This window comes from Saprospira grandis DSM 2844 (assembly GCF_000275825.1).
GTDB lineage: Bacteria > Bacteroidota > Bacteroidia > Chitinophagales > Saprospiraceae > Saprospira > Saprospira grandis_A.
This window is the reverse complement of sequence record NZ_JH719942.1, coordinates 3,763,095-3,784,613: the sequence shown is the minus strand read 5'-3', so window position 1 is coordinate 3,784,613 and position 21,519 is coordinate 3,763,095. Positions and strand designations below refer to the sequence as shown.

General features: G+C 41.1%; 21 protein-coding genes. 4 read left to right on the top strand and 17 right to left on the bottom strand.

From position 1 onward, the window contains the following. Positions 1-156: 156 nt before the first annotated feature. Both SAPGRDRAFT_RS16900 and SAPGRDRAFT_RS16895 read right to left on the bottom strand, forming a co-directional pair. Positions 157-594, bottom strand: a complete 438-nt coding sequence (locus SAPGRDRAFT_RS16900; protein ID WP_002660519.1) for a hypothetical protein — start codon at positions 592-594, stop codon at positions 157-159. Positions 595-675: 81 nt separating this feature from the next. Beyond that, positions 676-1,107 (bottom strand): hypothetical protein, encoded by a 432-nt coding sequence (locus SAPGRDRAFT_RS16895; protein WP_002660517.1) that lies wholly within the window; start codon positions 1,105-1,107, stop codon positions 676-678. A 255-nt stretch (positions 1,108-1,362) separates the two neighbouring features. On the opposite strand from SAPGRDRAFT_RS16895, the gene SAPGRDRAFT_RS16890 reads away from it, so the two are divergent. Beyond that, complete coding sequence (locus SAPGRDRAFT_RS16890) at positions 1,363-2,064, top strand: ATP-binding cassette domain-containing protein (protein WP_002660515.1); 702 nt, start codon at positions 1,363-1,365, stop codon at positions 2,062-2,064. A gap of 160 nt (positions 2,065-2,224) precedes the next feature. Here the strand turns inward: SAPGRDRAFT_RS16890 and SAPGRDRAFT_RS16885 are convergent, their stop codons facing one another. From SAPGRDRAFT_RS16885 to SAPGRDRAFT_RS16865, 5 genes are all read right to left on the bottom strand, one after another. Continuing rightward, a complete protein-coding gene (locus SAPGRDRAFT_RS16885) occupies positions 2,225-3,835 on the bottom strand; it encodes a hypothetical protein (RefSeq protein ID WP_002660513.1) in 1,611 nt (536 codons plus the stop codon). After that, positions 3,828-4,385, bottom strand: coding sequence for an RNA polymerase sigma factor (locus SAPGRDRAFT_RS16880; RefSeq protein WP_002660512.1), 558 nt, complete (start codon positions 4,383-4,385; stop codon positions 3,828-3,830). The genes SAPGRDRAFT_RS16885 and SAPGRDRAFT_RS16880 overlap by 8 nt, the downstream gene beginning before the upstream one ends. 452 nt (positions 4,386-4,837) lie before the next feature. Further along, positions 4,838-6,094 (bottom strand): DUF445 domain-containing protein, encoded by a 1,257-nt coding sequence (locus SAPGRDRAFT_RS16875; RefSeq protein WP_002660511.1) that lies wholly within the window; start codon positions 6,092-6,094, stop codon positions 4,838-4,840. A 96-nt stretch (positions 6,095-6,190) separates the two neighbouring features. Beyond that, the gene (locus SAPGRDRAFT_RS16870) at positions 6,191-7,384 is read right to left on the bottom strand and encodes a lysylphosphatidylglycerol synthase transmembrane domain-containing protein (RefSeq protein ID WP_002660510.1); all 1,194 of its coding nucleotides are present in this window, start codon (positions 7,382-7,384) and stop codon (positions 6,191-6,193) included. Positions 7,385-7,437: 53 nt separating this feature from the next. Beyond that, positions 7,438-8,244, bottom strand: coding sequence for a segregation and condensation protein A (locus SAPGRDRAFT_RS16865; protein ID WP_002660509.1), 807 nt, complete (start codon positions 8,242-8,244; stop codon positions 7,438-7,440). A gap of 62 nt (positions 8,245-8,306) precedes the next feature. On the opposite strand from SAPGRDRAFT_RS16865, the gene SAPGRDRAFT_RS16860 reads away from it, so the two are divergent. The 3 genes from SAPGRDRAFT_RS16860 (at position 8,307) to SAPGRDRAFT_RS16845 (ending at position 10,427) form a co-directional block, all read left to right on the top strand. Next, the gene (locus SAPGRDRAFT_RS16860; RefSeq protein WP_002660508.1) at positions 8,307-9,086 is read left to right on the top strand and encodes an isoprenyl transferase; all 780 of its coding nucleotides are present in this window, start codon (positions 8,307-8,309) and stop codon (positions 9,084-9,086) included. A gap of 208 nt (positions 9,087-9,294) precedes the next feature. After that, positions 9,295-9,810 (top strand): ribosome maturation factor RimM, encoded by a 516-nt coding sequence (gene rimM / locus SAPGRDRAFT_RS16850; RefSeq protein ID WP_002660507.1) that lies wholly within the window; start codon positions 9,295-9,297, stop codon positions 9,808-9,810. An 11-nt stretch (positions 9,811-9,821) separates the two neighbouring features. Then, complete coding sequence (locus SAPGRDRAFT_RS16845) at positions 9,822-10,427, top strand: thioredoxin family protein (protein WP_002660506.1); 606 nt, start codon at positions 9,822-9,824, stop codon at positions 10,425-10,427. Between the two features lie 77 nt (positions 10,428-10,504). Here SAPGRDRAFT_RS16845 and SAPGRDRAFT_RS16840 read toward each other — a convergent pair whose 3' ends face one another. The 10 genes from SAPGRDRAFT_RS16840 to SAPGRDRAFT_RS16795 form a co-directional block, all read right to left on the bottom strand. Further along, positions 10,505-11,017: a DUF3124 domain-containing protein gene (locus SAPGRDRAFT_RS16840; protein ID WP_002660505.1), complete on the bottom strand. Its 513-nt coding sequence runs from the start codon at positions 11,015-11,017 to the stop codon at positions 10,505-10,507. Positions 11,018-11,694: 677 nt separating this feature from the next. Next, the gene (locus SAPGRDRAFT_RS16835; RefSeq protein WP_002660504.1) at positions 11,695-12,552 is read right to left on the bottom strand and encodes a hypothetical protein; all 858 of its coding nucleotides are present in this window, start codon (positions 12,550-12,552) and stop codon (positions 11,695-11,697) included. Between the two features lie 224 nt (positions 12,553-12,776). Then, positions 12,777-13,577: a type III-B CRISPR module RAMP protein Cmr6 gene (cmr6, locus tag SAPGRDRAFT_RS19945; protein WP_002660503.1), complete on the bottom strand. Its 801-nt coding sequence runs from the start codon at positions 13,575-13,577 to the stop codon at positions 12,777-12,779. A gap of 12 nt (positions 13,578-13,589) precedes the next feature. Beyond that, entirely contained in the window at positions 13,590-14,018 is a 429-nt protein-coding gene (gene cmr5, locus SAPGRDRAFT_RS16825) for a type III-B CRISPR module-associated protein Cmr5 (protein WP_002660502.1), read from the bottom strand. A 12-nt stretch (positions 14,019-14,030) separates the two neighbouring features. After that, the gene (cmr4, locus tag SAPGRDRAFT_RS16820; RefSeq protein WP_002660500.1) at positions 14,031-14,897 is read right to left on the bottom strand and encodes a type III-B CRISPR module RAMP protein Cmr4; all 867 of its coding nucleotides are present in this window, start codon (positions 14,895-14,897) and stop codon (positions 14,031-14,033) included. 12 nt (positions 14,898-14,909) lie between these two features. After that, complete coding sequence (locus SAPGRDRAFT_RS16815) at positions 14,910-16,775, bottom strand: CRISPR-associated protein (protein ID WP_002660498.1); 1,866 nt, start codon at positions 16,773-16,775, stop codon at positions 14,910-14,912. 3 nt (positions 16,776-16,778) lie between these two features. Continuing rightward, on the bottom strand, positions 16,779-17,888 hold the full coding sequence (gene cmr3, locus SAPGRDRAFT_RS16810) for a type III-B CRISPR module-associated protein Cmr3 (protein WP_002660496.1): 1,110 nt from the start codon (positions 17,886-17,888) through the stop codon (positions 16,779-16,781). A 9-nt stretch (positions 17,889-17,897) separates the two neighbouring features. Continuing rightward, complete coding sequence (gene cas10 / locus SAPGRDRAFT_RS16805; protein ID WP_002660495.1) at positions 17,898-19,814, bottom strand: type III-B CRISPR-associated protein Cas10/Cmr2; 1,917 nt, start codon at positions 19,812-19,814, stop codon at positions 17,898-17,900. After that, positions 19,801-20,760, bottom strand: a complete 960-nt coding sequence (gene cmr1, locus SAPGRDRAFT_RS16800; RefSeq protein ID WP_002660493.1) for a type III-B CRISPR module RAMP protein Cmr1 — start codon at positions 20,758-20,760, stop codon at positions 19,801-19,803. Before cmr1 ends, cas10 begins: the two co-directional genes overlap by 14 nt. A 31-nt stretch (positions 20,761-20,791) precedes the next feature. Next, positions 20,792-21,496, bottom strand: a complete 705-nt coding sequence (locus SAPGRDRAFT_RS16795) for a retron system putative HNH endonuclease (protein WP_002660492.1) — start codon at positions 21,494-21,496, stop codon at positions 20,792-20,794. Positions 21,497-21,519 lie beyond the last annotated feature (23 nt).

Genomic DNA, 21,519 nt, shown 5'->3' with positions numbered 1-21,519 from the left:
GCAGATCTTTTTTCTTCGGCTCTTTTTTCTCAGCCCCAAGCCAGAAAAAGCCCGCTAGAATTCTTTTCTAGCGGGCTTTTATTTTGGACCAAAAAAAAGGCTATGCCCTGCATTTAGAGAATAGCGCTCCTTCTTGGAAGATTGCAGTCTTTTCATCTAGCGACTAGCCGATATAGTTTGGCTATCGTTAATTTTTAGGCCTTTGGGCAAATAAAGCACAAACTTAATCTGCTCCTCGCAAACTTCTCCGGCTTTCATTAGGGTAGACAATTCTTTGGCCCAAGCCAACTTGATTTCTTGGCAAGATGCATTATAATTTGCCTTAAGCTTATAGCGGCCCTTTTGGACCAAAAAGCTCAATAGCTGCTGCTCAATTTCTGTAACAGAAAGCTCGCCCTCAATAAAAATAGATGGGCCCTCTGTTTCCCGAACCTCTACAGGAAAATCTCCTAACTCAAGTACTACCGTAGTGGCAGTTTCTACTGCAAAAGACTGATACAGTTTTTTCTGACTTTGGGCCTTAAGCTGAGCAAAAGAAATAAAGCAAAAAACAACAAATAGTAGTCTGAAAATCATAGAATTAGAAGTCTGCATTAGTACTTAGGTATTTTACGTAGTTCAAAAGCGGCTACAAAGGTAAGACAGCCATTTTAAATACCCAAATCTTATTTAAAATTATTCCGCAGAAAGATCCTGAATGGTGCTGTTGTTGGCAAATTTCACGGCTTCGGGCACATAAAAGATATAAGAAAGGGTTTCCATACACTCTTTGCCCTTTACCATCAATACATTATTCGTTTTTTTAGAGGACACCGTTAGTTCATTGGTCGCTAAATCTATTTCTTTGACCAAATTGTAGCGTCCCTGGTTCACAATAAAATCTAATAATCTTGGGCTAGGGACCGCAATTTCAATTTTGGTTTCAATCATCAGCCGATGCCCCTGCGAGGGCTTAACCTCTACCTTGGCCCCTACTACATTGATGTTAATTGTTTGTGCCCCATCCAAAGTCATACTCTGATGAATAATTTTGCTGGCCTGGGCATGCAATGCCGAGCTAGCAAAAAGACAAAAAACGATCATTAGTTTATAAAATATTCGCTTCATCAGGGTTAAAATACCTTTTTAAATAACAAGAGAATGTTATATTGGAGATGGATGCCAGACGGTAGTTTATGCAGGAAGCAAAACTATCCTTATGGGCTAAAAAAACAATAGGCTGTTACAGGAAAAACTAGTGAGTACTCGCTTGTCCCGTCAAAAACCAAGCCTAGCCAGTAAAATAACGCTCAAATAAATAAAATTTTTATTTTACTGGGCATAGCATTCAAAATTATACAAAAAAGACAGGATTTTCAATTTATGTGGAATAAAAAAGACTATGCTATAGAGTTAAGGGGCCTCTTACTAGAACAAAACCAGCAGTTAATCTTAGGGCCTCTAGATTGGCAAATTCCTTTGGGCAGCTTTAATATTTTATATGGGCCACTAAGCAGCGCCAAATCTGTACTTTTGGCTTTTTTGCATGGGCAGTTGCCCGCCACTAAGGGTCAGGGTCGTATTCTAGATTTCGATTTAAACAGCTTAGACGATTTGCAGCGCTCGGCGGTCCGAAGAAGAGTGGCCCTTTTGTCGCTCCAACAGCCCCTGCTCCCTCAGCAAAAAATGCAAGAACAACTCGATTTATTGCTTTTGGCTACGGATTGGAGCAGTAAGAGCCAAAGACAACATCGCATTGACCAATTGTTGCATTTTTTTCAATTGGATGCGCTACGCTTTAGTCCTCTGGGCCAATTGCTGCCTTTCCAGCGTTTGCTCTACCGCTTGGTTCGCGCCCTGCTCAATCATCCGCAGGTCCTCTTGTTAGATGAACCCACTGCCGAGCTCAACGAAATAGATGCCCAGGGGTTCTTTAAGCTCTTGCAGGCCTATGCCAGCAGCCAAGATTGTACGGTAATTTATAGTACTCACCGCCGCCCAGCCAAAACAAAACTTGCTTTTGAGCTCTATTACTGTGAGGCAGGCAAAATTGAAAAGCGCTTAGAGTTGCCCCCTAACTATTAACAAAAAAGAACGACTAGCAAGCAGTTTCGCCAGCTAGTCGTTTTCTTTTGCAGTCTTGGATTTGTAGCAGCAAATCCCCATTTTCATGATTGTTAGGTGGCCATCCTATCGGACATCCAAAAATTAGACGCTAGAGAGAGGGCCAAGGTTGCCTCGAGCACTAAAACTTTTTCCCAAGGCCAAAATAAAGGCCCCAAGCATGTGCATAAGAACGCTGATCTTGCTTAAAGTCTTCTAATAGTGGCCCCAAAGCAAATCTACTTTCTAAGCCATACTGCAACTCCCAATTTCCTTTAAGCTTATGCCGCTGGCCCAAAGCAAAAGACAAACCGTACTCCCAATCATTATAGTCTAAAAGAAAATAACCAGAAGACTGTAAATTACGGCTGCTTTTAAATTGTATGAGCTTTCCAGTATAGGCCCCAAGGACTACAAACCCCTGCAAACGGTCCTGCCAGAGGCGATAAAGCGACTGCTCTAGGCCCAGCTCCACAGTCATATAGTTTAGGCTGAGCCGCTGCTCGCCAATTCGTCCGCCATAGCTATAATCATAAGTTTTTACCATATTTTTGCTCCACCAAAAGTTAAACTGTAACTGCCGGTTTCGGCTAAACGCATAGCGATAGTCTAAGGCCCAGTTAAAACTAGGCTGACTCCAACTACGGGGGTTTTTGGGTTGCTCTGCCGCCAAGAGCAAACTCAAATGCTGATATTCTACTTTCTTTTGCTGAAAATCATTGGTGATGAGTTGTTGCTCTAAGCTGCTCCGCAGCCCCAAATAATGCTTGCGATAAGGCTGTTTTAGTGCTAGAAATGGGGCCTTTGGTCCTGTTTCCGCCCCTGCACTTTCTTCCAATGCAATGGGCGCTGCCAAAAGAGTGGGCAACAATAATGGCTGGGCCAAATCCTTTTCTTCAAGCAAAGGAGCCGAAGCTTTAGCCAATTGCTCGATTTCAGGAGCTAGCAACTTTGGGCCAGCTTGCCCCAAAATAAATGCCTCCTCTTTTTCTACAGCAGCCAAAGTCTTAGCCTTATTTTCAGGCTGCTCCTCTCCTACTTGCAAGGCAGGCTTAGGCCGCAATTGTCTAGCCCCAGCCTTTCTTTTTGGTCCAGTTTGGCGATGTTCATTTTTGGCTAGAGGTTTCGCCTTTTGTTCTGTTCTAGCTGCATTTTTTGTTTTATTTTCTGGCGCAGCAGGAAGTTCTTTTTGCTCAGCTGAAGAAGTTGGCCCAAGGGCTTTTCCTTGCTCTTTTTTAGGCTGTTCATAGCTAGTTTTTTGCACCAAAGGCGTCTTATTTTCGGACCAAAAGCCTTCCGTAATTTCTGGTCCACAAGCTTTGCAGAATAGCAAAAGCAGGGCGGCCCAGCTCAGGCGGCGGCCCCATAGCCGCAGCCGATAGCGAAACGCCAGCTGGTCCAAAGGCTGCTGCATTTTGGTCCAAACAGCCTCTAGTTCTAGTTGCTGGTCAATGGCCGACCAAAGCTGTGCGGGGGCTTTAGGCGTCTTTTTTTCTGCATAAGCCTGCCGTATTTTCTCATCCAAAAGGGCATCTTGGTCCAAGGCTAAATCGGTAGAGATGGCTGACCAAAGCCCAGTGGGTGCGCTTGCTTTTTGCGTAGATAATTTATCTTTTAGTTGCTCATCTAGGGCCAAATCATCTAGTTTTTGGTCCAAATCATCCCAAAGCCCAGCCGGAGCTGAAGTCTGCAAATCCTTGGGTAAATCCTGCAAGCGCTGCCCCAAAAGGTCCTTCTCTTCTTCTCTAAACATCTCCCTGAAGTTTGGCCAATAATTCTTTTAATAGGCTGCGGGCTCGACTCAGCTGCGATTTAGAGGTCCCCTCCGAAATCTGCATCTGTTCCGCAATTTCTTTATGCGCATAGCCCTCTATGGCATACAACTTAAGCACCATACCTGCCTTTTTTGGTAGTTGGTTCAATAGTTCGAGTAATTCTGCCGCATTGATTCTTGACAAAATATCGTCTACTTTGAGCTCTTGCTGCTGCTGATAATTTTCTGAATGCGCCTTTTCCCGCTTGCGTTTCCGATAATGGTCTAGAGCGGTATTGACCAAAATGCGCCGCATCCAAGACTTTAGGGCCGCCTGAAACTTAAAGCGTTCCAAGTTCTTAAATATCTTAATAAAAGACTCTTGCAGTACATCCGCCGCATCTTGGTCTGATTTGCAATAAATCAAAGCCACGGCATATAAATCATCGGCATAACGACGATACAAGGCCTCTTGATAGCGCCGTTTATGCTTAATGCAATGGGCCACTAACTCCTCATCGGTCAATTTTGCAAACTCATCTTTTGGCATGGCGTTCTGGGGGTTTTGTTCTCTAATTGTATGCTGCTGTTTTGGGGCCTCCGCTGCGGCTTCGCCTTGCGGCGCTACGTTTACTCCCTATGGTCGTCGAACTGGCGCCCCTATAGGGGCTGGTTGTCGCAGCTCGCTGCTCGCTCGGCCCTGCGCAAAAAAACAAGTTTTTTGCTCGGTCTGGCCTGACGGCCACTGCTGCACATCGCTAGGCCGGGCGGGCTGCGCCCGCTTGGGCGTCCTTCTTTGCTAAGACGAAAACAGGCCCTTCTGGGTTGGATTTCTGCGTTCTACAGGCCCGGAGGGCCGCAGGCTGAGGGATGGAAAAGGGGGCGGCGCAGCCGCAGACCAAAGGCTTTTGAGCGAAGCGAAAAAGCCTGCAGGGCCGAGCAGAGCTGCGAGCCCTGACAGAGCCCGACCCAAGCGAAGCGCAGGGGCAGCCCCAAAAAAAATTAAACGGTCAGAATTTGTAGAAAGCCAGCAGCCATACCTAAAACACTGCCCACTAAAAGCAGTTTCCATTCATCTTGTTGGAAAACGGGCCGCAGAAAATCGACAAAGTCCTCTGGGGGGAGGCTACTCATCTTATCGCTGAGCGTATGCTCGATATCTAGGGCCTGTTGGGCATAATCAAAAATCAGGTGGATATGTTCGGGCACCTCGGCTACTAGGCGGCGGCAGGCAATTTCCTTGATTCGGTCATAGCTATTGCTGCCCGAAGTGATGCGGATGAGTGCGCTAGAAAAGCCTGCGGTATGGTCAAAACTCTCATTGACATGTTGTTCGATAATTTGGAGTAGGCGGTCAGAGGCATCGCCTTCAAACATGGCTCGAAAAATATTGGGCATAGTAATAATTTCGTTGGCCACAATATTGGCGTATTCCTTGGCCACTTCTTTTTGGCGTAGGATAAAGAGGCCCTGAATTTTCCAGCCGAAGAGTTTATAGGCTTTGGCGGGTTTAAAAATCATATTGAGGGCCAAGACATTGGTCAGGTAACCGACCACCAAGCCGCCTAGGGGGAGTTGCCACCAAGCGCCAAAGGGGATCCAGATTAACATTTGGGCCAGGCCAAACAAAAAGCCAAAATAGAGGCCTGAGTATTCAATAAACTTAAACTCCTTATCGCCCACATCTAGAAACATGCGGTTCATCAGTTCCTTATTATTGCTCAGGTGGTTGATGGTCATTTGTTTGAGGTTAAAGATTTCGGTAATATTATCTTTTACCTCCTGCATAATCTCCTCGGTCACCTTAGGAATTTCTCGGGCGGCTCGTTCAAAAACGGCTGCTTTTTGTTTTTCGGGCAGCAATTTCCAGAGTGGAAGTTCTTCGCGCATAGCCTCATTGATAATCTCTTGGGTGAGATCGAGCATGCGGGGTTCCATTTCTTTGGCGATGACTCTGGGGTTGATGCGGTCGAATTGTTCTTCCACATCAATGAGTTTATCCGTAATCATATCTACGGAGGTATCGGCCATACTCACGCCTTTGGATGGAATAATACCCTGCCAGCCTAGGATGGGCTGGCCGCTTTTGCTTTTCCAGCCGACAAACTCTAGGGGATAAAAGGTCATCTTGAGGGCCAATTTATTGGTTCCCCAGCCCACCACCGACGAAATTAGGGGGATGAGCAGCACCCACCAACTAAATCGGTCGATATAGAAGACTTGAAAGAAGTCGAGTATAATATGTATATATTCCATCATAAGGGTCTAAAATTAAGGCATCTCCATGAAAGTTAGATTTTTTGGGGGGTTTATTTTCAAAAAAAGACCGCTTTTGAGCGGTCTTTTTTTCTGTTCTTATTCTGTAGGCTGAGCGGCTTCGGCCTCTTGTTTATTTCGGTTGATGAGTTTTCGGATCCAGTTAGGGACCACAATCATACCGATAAAGAGGTAGAGATAATAGGTAAAGAAGCGCCAGAAAATGGTCATGACCAGCAAGAGGGTTCCTCCTGCTGGCAGATAATCGGAGTGGAAGTTTTCGAAAGAAGACTCTGCGGCTCCGGCGCCGCCTGGGGTGGGAACGATGGCCATAATCACGTACATGGCAATTTGTCGGCCCACGATAAAGACCTGTTGGACAAAGAGGGAAAAATCTTGTTGGTTGATCAGGACACTATTATAGTGTGCTTGCACGGCGGGGTCGGTAGAATTGGCGATAAAGGCCATAATCAGGCAATTGAGGACCATAAAGCGGGAGGCCCAGGCCCCGGCGGTAGCGCCAAAAGACTTGAGGTGGAACTGCCATTTTTGGCGGCGGAGCTCTGCAGAGGCCAGCTGCATATCTTGGCCCATTTTATTGGCTCCTTCTTTAAAGCGGCGCAAAAGTGGCAGGCTAGTGATGGCCATGAGCACTCGGTGTACGGCTTTGGCGTTGATAAAGACGCCATAAAAAAAGAGGCTCCCATAAATGGTCATAAAGAGGTAGGCCCCAAAAAAGCCGGCTCCAAAATATTGGTTAATCATTTCGGAAAAGCTAGTTGTGCCGGGCAGGATGATAATAAAGCCAAAAATGGAGAAGAGCAGTAAGAGAGAAGAGAGGTAGAAAAAGGTATCTAATACAATAGTATAAAAGATAATCATGGTAGTTCTACCGGGAGAAATTTTTTCTTGAGAGAGGGCCACTAGCGCCACGGCAGAGCCGCCCACAGAAGTGGGGGTAACGGCAGAGCTAAACTCCCAGACAAAAATCATTTCGAAGCATTTTCGCCAGCTAAAAAAGCCCTGCGTAATGGTTCTGAGGCGAAACATATAGGCAAAGTGACGAAGCAGCACAAAGAAAAAGGCGCCGGCGATCCAGTAGAGCGTTTTGGGGTTCCATGAAATTTTCTGAAAATCCTCTAGGCTAAAATCTTGGATAAAAAGATAAACGATAACGATTAGGCCAGCGGCCACGGCAATAGCGATACGGCCGGGGCTGATTGATTTTAGGGCTTCATCTTGTTTATCTTTGGGTGTAGATTGTTCTTCTGAAGAAGAAGGTTGCACAGACATGCTTGGCAAACTTTAAGATGAACTCTTTGGGAGAGTTCGATGATTAAATGAGCTTAATCCTCCTCGGCCCAAAGCATACAGAAATCATTGTATTGTTCGGAGAGGCTTAAGATCTTGATTTTTTCTTGTTGGAGGAGCTCTAGCAGGGCCAAGAAGGTAAAAATGGCCTGCATTTGTCCATCGAGGGGTAAAAAGAGGTCTTCAAAGCGGGCGCGTTCTAGTTTTTGCAACTGCCTTTTGAGGTAATGTCTTTGCCCTTCAATGCTGTAGGGATAATGAACGATTTTATGCACAGGGCGATTTTCTCGTTCTTCTAATTTTTCTAAAAGTTGCTTATAAGTTTTGAGTAAGCGAAAAAGGTTAAGATGTTCTAGCTCGGCATCGGCTAGGGCTTGCTGGGCTACGGTTTGTAGCTCTAGAAGCAAATTTCCTCGAGCTTGTTGTTCTTGCCGTTTGAGTTCTTGCGCTCGGAGGAGGGCAAAAACTTCTTTGTAGCTTTTGTAAGCGAGCAGGCGTTCGACCAATTCTTGTCGGGGGTCAATCTCCTCGCCTTCTTCATTTAATTCTTTGCGGGGCAAAAGCATTTTGGCCTTAATGCGCATCAGGCTAGCGGCCAGCAAGATAAACTCGCTGGCTAGGTCAATATTCATTCGCTCGAGCTCTTGCGTATAGGCCAAAAAGTCTTTGGTAATTGAAGAGATCGGGATATCGTAAATATCGAGCTCATCGCGCTCGATAAAAAAGAGCAAGAGGTCAAAGGGCCCCTCGAATTGTGGAAGCTTGATGGTATAAGTCACGTAGAAAAAGAAAGTTTTTCCTATTTTTGCGCAGGCTATATTTGCAAGGGGCAAAAGTAACAAAAAAGGCCCGCATCATTGTTTAAACTGTTGTTAAGTTGCAGAAAAGCCAAAAAACTTCCGTTATGACCAACAAAATATCGCCAGAAGCGGCCAGCGCCTTGGCCCAAATTGACAAAAGCCGTTTGCCCAAGCATATTGCTATTATTATGGATGGAAATGGCCGTTGGGCCGAAAAACAGGGCAAGGCCCGTGTTTTTGGCCATCAAAATGGCGTAGAGGCCGTTCGATCGACCACAGAAACGGCGGCCGAATTGGGTATTGAGTATTTGACGCTTTATGCTTTTTCTACCGAAAACTGGAACCGCCCCAAAGAAGAGGTGGCCGCCCTGATGACCCTATTGGTCCAAACGATTAAGGGGGAGCTGCCTACTTTGCAAAAAAATAAAATTCGGCTGCAGGCCATTGGTGATTTGGAGAGCTTGCCCCAGGCTACCCGCGACGAACTGCAAGAAGCCATTGATGCCACGGCCCATAATGAACAAATGACCTTAATTTTGGCCCTCAGTTATAGCGCCAAATGGGAAATTGTAGAAGCCGTAAAACGCATTGCCGCCAAAAGTAAAAAAGGCGAACTCCAATTAGAAGATATTGATGAAAAAGTAGTGGCCAACGCCCTAAGTACCACGGGGCTACCCGATCCAGAATTACTCATCAGAACCAGTGGAGAAAGCCGAATCAGCAACTTTTTGCTTTGGCAAATTGCTTATGCCGAACTGTATTTTACGCCCGTTTTTTGGCCCGACTTCCGAGAAAAAGAACTCTATGCCGCCATTGCCGATTTTCAGTCTAGACAAAGACGATTTGGCAAAACTGCCGCTCAAATTTTATCGGAAGAAGAATAAAACAAAAGGGCTCGGCCCAATTGGCCCAAAGGGCCAAAACGGCTTAGGGATGGATAGTGGTGGCCGAAGGCCAGACCGAGCAAAAAACTTGTTTTTTTGCGAAGGGCCGAGCGAGCAGCGAGCCACGACAGAGCCCGACCCAAGGCCGAAGGCCGCAGGGGAAGCCCCAAAAAAAGACCTCAGTTGTTAAATATCCTTAAAATTAAAGATGTCAGCAGGATTTGTAGAATTGGGCAAAACGCTCAAACCACACCATATTAAAGGCGCGCTAAAAGCGCAGCTAGAAGAGGGATATGTCCCTAGTTTAGAGGCTGCTGCAGCCGTTTTTATTGAGCATCAGGGCCAAAAAATTCCGTTTTTTTTAGAAGAATTGGAGAGCGGAAAAACTTGGATTATCAAGCTAGAAGGCATTGATGACCGCAATCAGGCTGAACAATGGAGCCGAAAAATGCTTTACCTCAGAGAAAAAGACCTTTTGGAAGGAGCTGCCCCAATTTCGGGCCTTGCTTTTGACTTTTTGATCGGTTTTCATCTCCTTGATGAGGAACTGGGCGATTTGGGCGAAATTATCGACTTAATTGAGCTGCCTCAGCAAGAAATGGCCGTATTGAATATTGAAGAAAAAGAGGTACTCATCCCCCTTCATGAGGATCTGATTGTAGAAATTTTGGAAGCCAAAAAGCAAATTATCATGCAGCTTCCAGAAGGATTATTGGACCTTTAAAACAACTATTGATGTCTTACGATTTGGCGAAAAAAATAGCTGCCGCAAAAGACTTTGCCGATTATTTGCCTTGGATTGAAGCCGCTTTGGCCCAAGAAAAAACCTCGGGCGAAAATCATTCTGAAATGTATCTGCATTTTACAAAAATGAATGTGCAGCGCATGAAGCGTTTGGAAAAAACGACAAAACTTTGGCCCGAACTGCTTGAATTGGCAAAAAACAGCCAGAAAAACTTGCTCTTTTTGGTCCTTACGGAGGCTTGGTGCGGAGATGCCGCTCAAAATTTGCCGCCCATCTATACATTGGTAGAAACACAGCCCAATTGGCAAATGAAAACGCTTTGGCGCGATGAGCATTTGGATTTGATGGAAGATTATAAAACGGATGGCGGCATTGGGATTCCCAAAGTGCTGCTGATTGATGCTGATACGCAAACTGTTTTGGGCCATTGGGGGCCTCGGCCAGCAGAAGCCCAGCAAAAAGTCCGCGATTATAAAGCCTTGGAAGAAAAACCGCCTTATGCAGAATTTGCCAAAGATATGCAGCTTTGGTATGCCAAGGATAAAACGCAGAGCTTGCAAAAAGAACTGCTCGATTGCTTGAGCGATTTGGTTTAAGCCATTTTTTTCTTGTTCTAGAGCAAAGAGCGCAAAAACGGATTGTTTTTGCGCTCTTTTTATTTTTTGCTTCTATTTTAATCAATTTGCTCGGCTTGGGTCCGAAAAGACAGTCCTTGTTGGCCCGAAGTAGAAATCATAATGGCTTCAAAAATGGGCGTTGGTCCAGCTGCTTGCAGCCAGTTGATAATAAAACTAGCGCCCGTTCCGCCTTCCTTATCTTTTTCGTTCAAAACTAAAGAGAGAGTTTGCAAAGGGCGCAAAAAAATGGGCTGCTCCAAATAATTTCGCAATAATTCGCCCTCTCCATTATAATAATCGAGTTGAGAAATGTACAAACTATCTTTGGGCGAGCGGTTGCGCAAACTCAAGGTCACGGTCAATTGATGTTGGCGGCCCTCATGCAGTGAAAAAACGGCGGGATAAACAGAAAGGTAACTTTTTTTCTCCTCTCCTTTGATGGGCGTCAATAATTGCTGGGCAGCCGTTTGCTCCTCCCAAACCGGGCTTTTTATCGAGCTTGTTTCTGTAGACAAAGGCTGGCAGGCCGACAAAAGTAGAAGCAAAAAAAATAAAGAGGTCCATTTCATAGCGCTTTTTTTGGGAAGATACTACTTTTTCATTTTCTGACGGTTTTTTTTGGGGCTGCCCCTCGCCTTTGGCTCGGGTCGGGCTATGGCGCAGCTCGCAGGTCTGCTCGGCCCTGCGCAAAAAAAACAAGTTTTTTGCTTGGTCTGGCCTGCGGCCACTGCTTTCTATCCCTCAGCCGTTTGGCCTTCGGCCATAGCTGTAGGTTGAAACCTACAGCCATACAACAAATCTATTCTACATCTATAGTGCGGGGAGGATTAAAATCCTCCGCCGCTTTGAACAAAGGCATTTTTTTTCTTCGGCGGTTGGAGCAGATTATTTTTCTTTAGGATTTCTAGAGCAGTGGGTTAAAACCATTGGCCCATGAAAGATCGAAGAAAAAATTGTGGAAAAAAATCCATTCATCGCCATTAGGCTAGCTTTTTACCCAAGAGAAATTTTTGGACTTGTTTTATTTCTGCCCCATAAATTTCATAGGAACCCTAGGGCCAAGGCCCTAGGCTAAGAAAAAAATTGTCATCCCCTCATGCGAGGGGATTTTTCTTGGCGGTTGTGCTTGATCGGTTGTTGTTTTTCTTAATGGTTTTGGATCCATTAGTTTTTTCACCGCAGAAAAAAGTTCTATTGTTTTTTAGCCCAACCGCTAATTGAAAGCCGCTATTTGAAAGGGGGGAAACTACTTCCCTGTGACTATTCTGCGGTGAAGATTATGCAGCCATCTTTGGGTTCCTTTTGTCTCCTTCCATAGATATCTTGCCGTACTGACATAAGACTGCGCTTCCTCATCCAGAGCAGGAATACCGTTAGCTTGCATATCTTCCCAACTAAGCGATAATTTAGCATTCATTAGATATATAGTAATCAATGGATTCAACCCATCGGCTTTTAATAATAGACTATTTGCTTTTGGGCTACGTCCTTTTTCTTTTTTAAACAAATAGAGGGCATGATTAAACAAGAATCCTGCTTCAACCTCTTGTCCTTTATACATCTGCAACAACTCCTCAAAAGCCTCCTCCTCTTCAAATTCCAACAGGAGGATTCCATAAAAAACTTTTAGATTTAAATGATCTTTGGGGTCAAGTTCCAATATTTTTCGATATTCTAATATCGCAGCATCAGCATAGTCTTCCTTTAGTAAATCCTTTGCATATTCGGCCTTTGTCTTTAAATAAGCACGTGCATCTTCATCCTCCCAGACATCCTGACCACTCTCTGCTAAATGAGTCTTAATTGCTCTTTCATATTTTGAGCTAGCTAGCCTATTCCAATAATAAACTCTTGCGTCGGCTCGCTTCTCATATTCTCCAAGCTTCATATAAACCTTTGGATTATTTGGATCTAAACGCAAAGCTTTTTGTAGCAGGATCAAGCCCTCTTCTGTTACACCTTCCCCAATCTCAGGGAGCGCGGCTAGTATTGCTCCCGCTGCTATTACATCTTCTACACTATCGGCGACTAACTTCTCTGGATTAAAAAAACTGCCATCAAGTAGTGCTTCTCTAATTTGGACGATATCCTTATATATCTTCATATTTTTTTTTGCAAACCTACTATAATTTTCGGTAAAAACTTAAGCTGCCTGTCCAAAAATTATGGGGTGGGCTTTTTTGGTTTGCATCAGGGCCTTTTTACGAAAAAAATTTTAGCCCTTGTTTTTATCTAGGCGTCCATTTTTTAGGGTAAAAAAAAACGGCAGAAAAACCTGAGTGATTTTTCTGCCGTGGTATTTGAAAGGGGTTATTTGAAAAAGCCCTTTTATTCTTCAAAAAAGCCGTAGCCTACTGCGGTTTTGGCGCCTAGGCCGTGGTTTTGGAGGGCTTGGGTGAGTTTAGTTTTTATTTCTTCTAAATCTTCTTTAGAAGCCTCTTTTAAAGCAAAAGCAAACTGAAATTTTGCATTTTTTAGACTCATAAAAAATACGGGAACAGGGCTTTGCCAATCTGCTGGTGGAGTTTTACCATCACTATACCATTTAGGATAATGGCTGTTAATTATATCTGGAGCTAGTTCAACTGCAGTAGGAAAAGCATCGAAAAAAGTAATTTTTCCCTTAGCAGCATTTTTTGTCTCTTCGTCAGAAAACCCCAACCAACTACTCACTAAAGATTCATATCCTTCATCTTCCAAATAGCGTCTAAAAACTGCTTTTATGGCTGTTGCAGGAATATAAGGTACGGCATAAGTATGGTGCAGACAAATTCCTGTCTCATAAACAGAAGATATTCCCAGACCAATAGCCATGCTCCCATCTACCTCTAAATCAAAACAAGTACTAGAGCTAGGAAATAATCCCTCTACTACGTCTTTTTGATCTTTTACAAGATCTTTCAACTTATCAGAAGGGAAAAAAGCATTCTGATCTGTATTAGACCTCATAGCATACCCAAAAAGTTTTTTTGGTTCATCTTTACCGCCCCAAAAAAACTGGAAGCCATTATTTGAGTCCCAATATGGATAATGATAATATAATAAGGAAAAATTTAATTCTGTCACCTTATGTTCTAGCCCATTTTGGGCTATTGGTAAACGCCGGTCTTTAAAGAATGAAATACTCATAAGTCATTTATTTTAAGCGTCTTCAGGTAAAAGATTCTTCAACCAAGCCAGTAATTTCAAGGCTTCTCTTTGTGCTTGACGATATTCAGCATTATCCATTTCGATTAAAGCCTCCACCACATTTTTTTTCCATACGGAACCAGTAAAATGTATAAGGGTAAATTTGTTGTTTAGGATTTTGCTTTCAGTCTTCCAAAAATTCGTTATACTTTTAAACAAATCTCCCCAAGCAGCAGCATCTCCAGAAGGACCACTAGTAGTCGAAGACTGTTTAGACTTATGTGCAGCAAAAGCCATGGCTGCACGTAAACCAGAATTATGTATCATCATAGAAAACGACTTAACATAGCTGGCATATTTTCCTTGCTTATTTCCTAATGCATTTACACATTTTAAGGCATAAGCAGCCAATTCCTGATCTGTATTTCGCATTGTTGACATAGTTCTTCTTATTTATTGTGCTGAGTAAATAGTTGCTTTGACAATTCCCTTACCTAAACTAGCATCTCCGCCAATCTGAAAATATTTCAGAGGAGCATCATCTCCTAAAAAGAACTTCTCAAACCTATTCATAATATCAACTGCCGAACTTTCTTTATCTTTAAAATCTTTTCGAGCAAAACACATATTGTATAAAATACTTTCTGCAGGCAAAAATTCTTCATTAAAGAGGTTTTCAGCTGTTCCTTTCTCAGATATTTTATTACGAGTAATTACTTCTGTATGTAGTTCTACAATATCTTTGAACTCATCATCTGGTACAATCAATAGCTTTTTAGCTAAATTTTCGATAGACAAAATAGTTCCTAGCTTTTTAGCAAAAGCAGTAACCTCTGTTCGTTTTTCTGCTGTATAGCTATAATCTTCCAAAACTAGATTAGTATTTTTTACAAAAAGCTCACAATCGTCCCCGCAGTAAACCTTTTGTTCATCCTCAAAACGAGGAAAAGCTATATTAGTGCTAGTTCCACCACAAAGTTCAAAAGCATCTTTAAAGCCCTCTAAAACAGCAGGGCAAGTTACCCATGCAAAGGTTCCCTTTAGTGATTTCACAGGAAAAAATAATAGTCGAACATCAGATAATGCCATTGCTGCAGCATGCTCTCCACTATTTTTAGAGCCCATTATCTTATCTACTTTTTCACCTACACTTTCTAGACGCTCACGCATAGCTCCCTTCAAAGAAGAAGCCTCCACTTTGGGATAACCCGTATGCTTCTCTCGCTGAATGGGTAAATCAATATAGCCTAAATCATTTCCTGATCCCGCATGTACAGGGCTTTTGGCCTGTAGGAATAAAATTTTATTTTCTGTAAACATAGTGTTATTGTTTTATTTTAGATTTTTCACAAAACTTTCTTGTATTAACTTCCACTGAATCCCTTTTCCTGGATTTAGAAGAGCCTCAGCCCATTTAAGTTTTCCATCACTACCCTTTTCCACTTTAGAAACACACATCCAAACATCAATAGATAAAGAAATATTTAATCTTTCCAACTCTTTTTGAATTTGTTCATCAGTACTCAAATACTCGACAATCCCCTTTGCTTTTTCATCAACTCCTTTTTTCACAAATGGAAAACTATATAAAGTAAATTCTTTAAACTTAAAGTCTAAAAAAACAATCCTAAAACCCAAAGAACTTACTCTACCCCATTTTTTATCATTAACAGGTAAATTAAAGCTCGCAGTCTTCAATTTTTTCTCCCAAAGCCCTATCTGTGTTAAAATCCTCGCTTTATACTGTGACTTTGTCTTATTAAAGTTCTTTTCAGACAGAGCATTTTGAAAGGCCTGAATAGTTTTTATTTCTGAGAGACACCACTCAGCCTCCTCATTACCCGTACATCTAATCAGCTCCAAATCTACATCATTTACAGATCTACAAATATTCTTTTCAGTAGTAGATAAGGTTTCTTTATCCTTATCACTGTAAAGACTTAATATATCTCTTTCTTTATCCCATAAAAAATTGTACTCTTCAAAAAATGGAGTTGGATTTAGGATCGTGTACTGATGTTCTTTATCAGGTTTAGTTTTTTTATTAAAATAAGCCCCTATCAAATGTTCTGCAATTTTTCCTAATATATCTGCTTTATAAAATCCTTTATCATTGCTTAAATACTTTTTCAAGTATTTGCCTAAATAAGTGAGTTGATATTCACCATCTACTGCTCTAACAATAAATCTTGTTTTTAATTTTTCAGATGACCTAACCCTCATCTCCTTCAAACTTATAACTTCCTTTGTTTCTTTCTCTTCTTCAGTACATTCTTTTATTTGGTCCTCTTCTTTTAACTGTATAGCTTTCGTTAATGCATTAAATTCTTTAATAAAATGAGAGTACTCCATAATCAAATCCCAATCATAATCAATCGGAAACTGCTCTAGGGTAAAGAGTTCATCACTTTCCTCATAAATATACTTAATGGGAACAGATAAAATCTGTGCAAAAACAGTCATTACTGGAATCATTGCTTTATAGCCCCCAGAAATATTTAGGACTAGCTGGTCTTTTTTCGATGAAGCTTGCTCACTCAAAATACCAATAACTTCCAGCAAATTATAAAGCCCTTTTTCTTGAAATTCTTTTAGGTTTTTCACCTGTAAACCAGCCACAGCAAAAGCTTGATCGTCTATCTCAGACTGATAATCTGCTGACAGGTAGTTTCTCATTTCCTTTATTCTATCAGCAATTTTTAGATTTTCTTCCAACAGCTTACAACCAACTACTTCTATCTCTACTTCTTTAGCCGCTGCACCTTCTTTATAAATGCCTGAACTAAAAAAATGGGCTACAATACGAGCTGCAGAACAACCTTCTGCTGTATCTGTTGCAACAAAGTACAACTTTACTTTAGCCCCCTTTTCAAGCTTAGTCTCTTCAATGATTTTGATGATAGACTGAATTTCTGCGGATGCATCCGTATTGACTTTATTGCTTTTCTTCCAATTTTTAGCCTTTATTCCTTCTATGACTTCCTTGCTATAAGTTTTAAGCCAGCCTATCTCCTTTAAAGGGGTTTCTACATATTGACTCCATCTTTTCAACTTAGTTTTTTCATTATCTCTATAACAAGTTATCTTATTAAGACATTTTTCAAATTCCCCACTATTACTTTCTTTAACTAAACTCTTAAATTTAATTAAATTCGTAAACAGAGAAACACCTACTGTACTTATTATGTGTAGTTCCATGATTTAAATTTTTGCCAACTTAAACAAACCATAGCCTTGCTTTTGATCACTTTTTGCAGTACAAAGTGACTTTCTTCCATGAAAGAAATCTTTGATTGCTGCGGCTGAACTTCCCCTATAGTAATAAACAGATCCTGCAGGAACAGCCTTCCTTAGTGGCTTAGGACATTTTTTTGCCAAATCAAATCCACCTATAGCTACCGGATTACCAACAGCTGCAGTGATTAGCTCAAAGCCTGCATCTGCTAATTCTTGAGAGAACCAGCCGTTATCAAAAAAAGCTGGACTGGTCAGCAATATTTTAAACTCTGCCTCATCTAAATCTAGAGCTTCTTCTTCCTCTGGTTTTTCAACTTTAATTTTAGCTAGTTTCCCCTCGCCCCCTAAACGAACAAAACTTTTGTCAAGCAGCAAAAAGTCCTCTTTCGCTTTTACTTGCAGCTTAAAGCTTAACTTTTTATGCATTCGCTTAAAACCAACTCGATATAATGCTCGATCTTCTTCTCGTTCAAGTGTTCTTGCACTTTGATTACCTATTTTAGGTTCTTCAAAAAGAAATTGGTCTAAAGTGTATACATCAACACCTTCCTTCATTTCGGAAGCACCATAGCAATAGTAGTCTTCTAAAGATTCCAAGTCTATAAGACCATTTACAATTCTCTCGACGTCTTTATCCACGCCACCTGTTAATATATTGCCTACTTTAAGCCCCCTAAAGTTCTCTTCTAAAGAGCCCCTATCTAAAAGCTTAGCATTTAAGTACCTCTTTTTCTTCCTCTTGCGATCTACTTCATTAGATCTAACTACTTCAATTCTATTCTTATCTTGAACCAAATCTAAAGGAAGTGGAAATAAGTCACTATTCTCATAATTCAAGTTAATCCCAATTACTTCTATGCTTTTAGAAGGATCTTGATCTGTATCGACTAATTTTTCTTCTAAGATATGAGGATGTTGATATAAATAAGCAGAACGAATCGCTCCATATAAAACAGAAGGTGCTGGTGGAAAAAGTCCATTCCCCCAACTGTCATCCCCCATCGTAAAAGGTTTGGCATCCCTAAAGAAAACGGTATCTAAAGGAGTTATTGTCACTTCAAAAATATTATCCATAGTTCTTATTTATTTGCGGTTTAGTTCTCTAGAAATAAATTCAGCGATATCAATAAACGACATGAAATTTTGAAAGCCTCCATAGTTTTTTCTATGTGTTTCTTCATGTAGTTTATAAAGTACTTTCCAGTTAGATCGCTTGTCTTCAGTCGTTTCTTCCTTTACATTTAGTTGACGCTCCCATCGCTTTTGCAAATTGCGCTTAAGCACATCTTGTAATTCATCTTTTAGTTTCCCATTTGTGTCAACTAAAGACCTGAACTGTTCTGCAAGTTTTTGATTAAACCGTTTGGACAATTCTTCCGCCTTATAGATAGAAGTAAGCTCATCTAAAAATTCTATAGGCCAGTATTCTTGTCCATCATTTTCAAAAGACCAAGGCCATACCGTTTCATGAATCTCTCCTGATCGTTTTAGAACAGCAATCGCAATCGCATTTTTTCCCTCAACGGATTTTGCTCTACGCTCCATTCCTCTGGCCTCATTCAAAACAATTCCTAAAGGTGTTTTATAATGTCCTACTGCCAATCCCGCAGAAAAAGTGAGCTGGTATTCTTTTTTTTCCTTTTCGCCCATGTCCTCTCCTCTATTGACAATCCGGTCAAATTCTACTCTCAAGCGTTTTAGCCGCGAAAAGACATAGTTCAAATTAAAAAAACCAACAAAATCGTCTCCTCCAGCATAAACAGTTCTTCCCCAAGCATTCTCATCGGTAATCTTCCTCGCTTTTTGAGCAAAATTTGCCAAGCGATTCGATAATCGCTGGTAATCTTCTTTACTTTCCGCAGCTTGAAGCTTTTTACCCATATCATCAGCATCAAAAAATACTATAGCGTAATATTTGGCTAGCGTTTTTGAATTATCCTTAATAAGTTGGAGGAGCTCATCCCGTTTTTCAATGACAAGATTACTTTTATCTAAGGCAGATAAGTCCAAACCATTTTCTTCAAAATGCTTTTTGGTCCAGTTATCTTCATAGTATAAATCCCAAGCGTCATATTTCTTACTACCTTTGTTTAAATGCTCTCTTTTTAAGGGTATACCAAGCTTATACTTACAGTCTAAAAGTGCTAACTCTATCGCTTTAGATTCTACTTCATCCATTACCGACTCTATGGTTGGTCGTAATGCAATTTCAGCAATAGAAGGAAATAAGGCTATATCCTTTTCCTCTTTTTCTGCATAAAGTCTTTTCAAAAAAGATATAGCAGATAAACCCTCTCCCTTTTTTAGAGCTCTGTAGTTTACACTGCTCTTTTCATTCGCCCCTAAAATGAGGATGTCAGCATCAAAAAGATATTTTTTCTTACGAAGTTTTTCATCATCACTCGCATTTTCTTCCTTATCGTTTTTACGATAAATTTTCACATTATATTCTCCGTCGATCATGCATTTGCGCCCCTGTTCTTCAAAGAAAGCAAAATCTCTAATATTTTTTCGCTCCGCTAGTTGACGCTCTAAGTCACTCAAGGCAGCAATAAATTCTGTATCATCAGTATATTGAAGGCTACTATAATAGCAAGTAAAATAATCTTCTATCTGAGCAAACCAACTAGCAGGGAAAGATATACCTCCAGTTACATCTTTTTTTAAGTAGTCAAAAATATGCTTCTGTAATTCTTCAAAATGACTTTGCCAGTCAACAGTGGAATCCCTACTTAATTCTGCGACAAAACGATTAGGGTTAGATGCTACTTCCTTATTTGATTTAGATGCTACTTCCTTATTTGATTTAGATGCTACTTCCTTATTTGGAAAAACAAATTCAACCTTAGGTTCTAAACCTTCAAGCTTTTTCATCGCCTGACCAATAAGGTCAGAAAGCATTCTACTCCCAACATACAGGTCCTGAGTTTTTCTTGCCTTAGAAATAAAAGACTGCACTGGGCCAATGGTAAATATGAATAGGTGTTTAGTGGTTGTCATTATGTTCTCTTTTTTTTAGTAAAAAATCATCTTGATCAGACGAATTATAAATGTTATCATTCATTCCACTTCCTTCATCATAAATCACCTGAGTCCAAGTCTTAAAGATACTATCATAAGACACTTTATTGCCTAATGGGTATCCACTCAAATATTGATATGGAATAAATGTAATTCTATAATAGATCTCACCCTTTACCTCAAAGAAACTCATAAAAAAAAGCTTTGCATGCCTCTCTGGAGTTTCCACATTAGGATACGGCGCAGCAATATAGGCTCTATTCTTTTTTGGATAGATCTTTTTCTTCCCATTATCTGCATAAATAAATTTCAAATCAGATATTCCTACCTCCCAACTGCGTACCGAGTAAACCCCTTCAAAAACTTTTACTTTTGATGAAAGTGCAGTATATCTTGCCTGTATTTCTTGTTTAAATGCAGAATACCTTAACACTGTATCGATATCATCTACATTTGATGCTTTTATAGAACCAAAACCGTTACGGCCTTTTGCTCCCAAACCTCCAAATGCTACTAATGCACTAAAAGCTGGTTTTATATGCTTTTCTATAATTTCATAATTTTTACACGAAACCACTACTTCAAAGCGACTACCTTCTTCTATATAATAATGGTCTTCTACTCCATAGGCCAAATACTTTATATCATGAGCTTTTCGCCCTATACTAGCTAAAAAGGTAGTATTTGAATATATGACATCCACCTCCCGCACCCTCAACAACACTTTACTACGCTGCTCTGTATTCCCAAAAATCTCCCCCTCCCTCTCCTTCAACTCTTCCAACTCCAAATGCCCATTAAGTGCGCGCCACCAAAACCGCAACGCCCCTTTTATACTTGGCGCTCGAAGCTCTGGCGTTTTTCCATCGGCCCCAGCCATAAACATGGGCGTAATGGTCTCGCATTCAAAAGTGATTCTGTGCATAAGCTTTTAGTTTTTGTAAAAAATCTATGGTTTACCGTCTTCTAGCGGCTTTTAGCTTTTTCTTTAGGTAAAGTACTACATATAAGTAATGCGCAGGTTTAGCGCCTTTTTTTAAGGTTTCCCATTTCTCAATTGCTTTTTCTATATCCCGAACGGACCATTCTTCTTTTTTTGCCTCAGCATCTAGATACCTTTGGGCTGCTTCTTTCGCACTTTGGCGAGAGGAAACCAAACAAGCTGCATTTAAATTAAGCGCTTTCAGGTCTTCTTCTATTTTTGATCGAAGCTCTTCATCAACTACTTTCCTCTTGTTAGGTAGAATTCTTCCATCTGAGCTATAGGTCAATATAGCTTCCGATTTACTTTTTTCTCTAGGGTCTATAAATTGAAGTGTTTTATTTCCTCTAGCCTTATCGCAGTGTTGCTCTATTTTCGACTGTTTATTTTTACAGTTTCCAGCACAAACAGCCAACATATTCATATAGCTTAAGTCTTCCTCTTCGCTATTTTCTTCTTCCCCATTTTGCGCTGAGTAATGCTCGATCGTAGCGCTTGACACCTCTATCTTTCCTAGACAATAAGCACATAAATAAAATTGCTCACTTTTTAGAAGAACATCCTTTATTTTTCTTTTAACGTCTGAAGGTAATCCTGTATAAGAGGCTGCATCTGTTGTCTCTCGATACAGCCTTAAAGAAGTCGGCTCATGAGCTCGTTTTTTGTTTATCGCTTGCATAAAATCTTTGTGTTTTTTTGTTC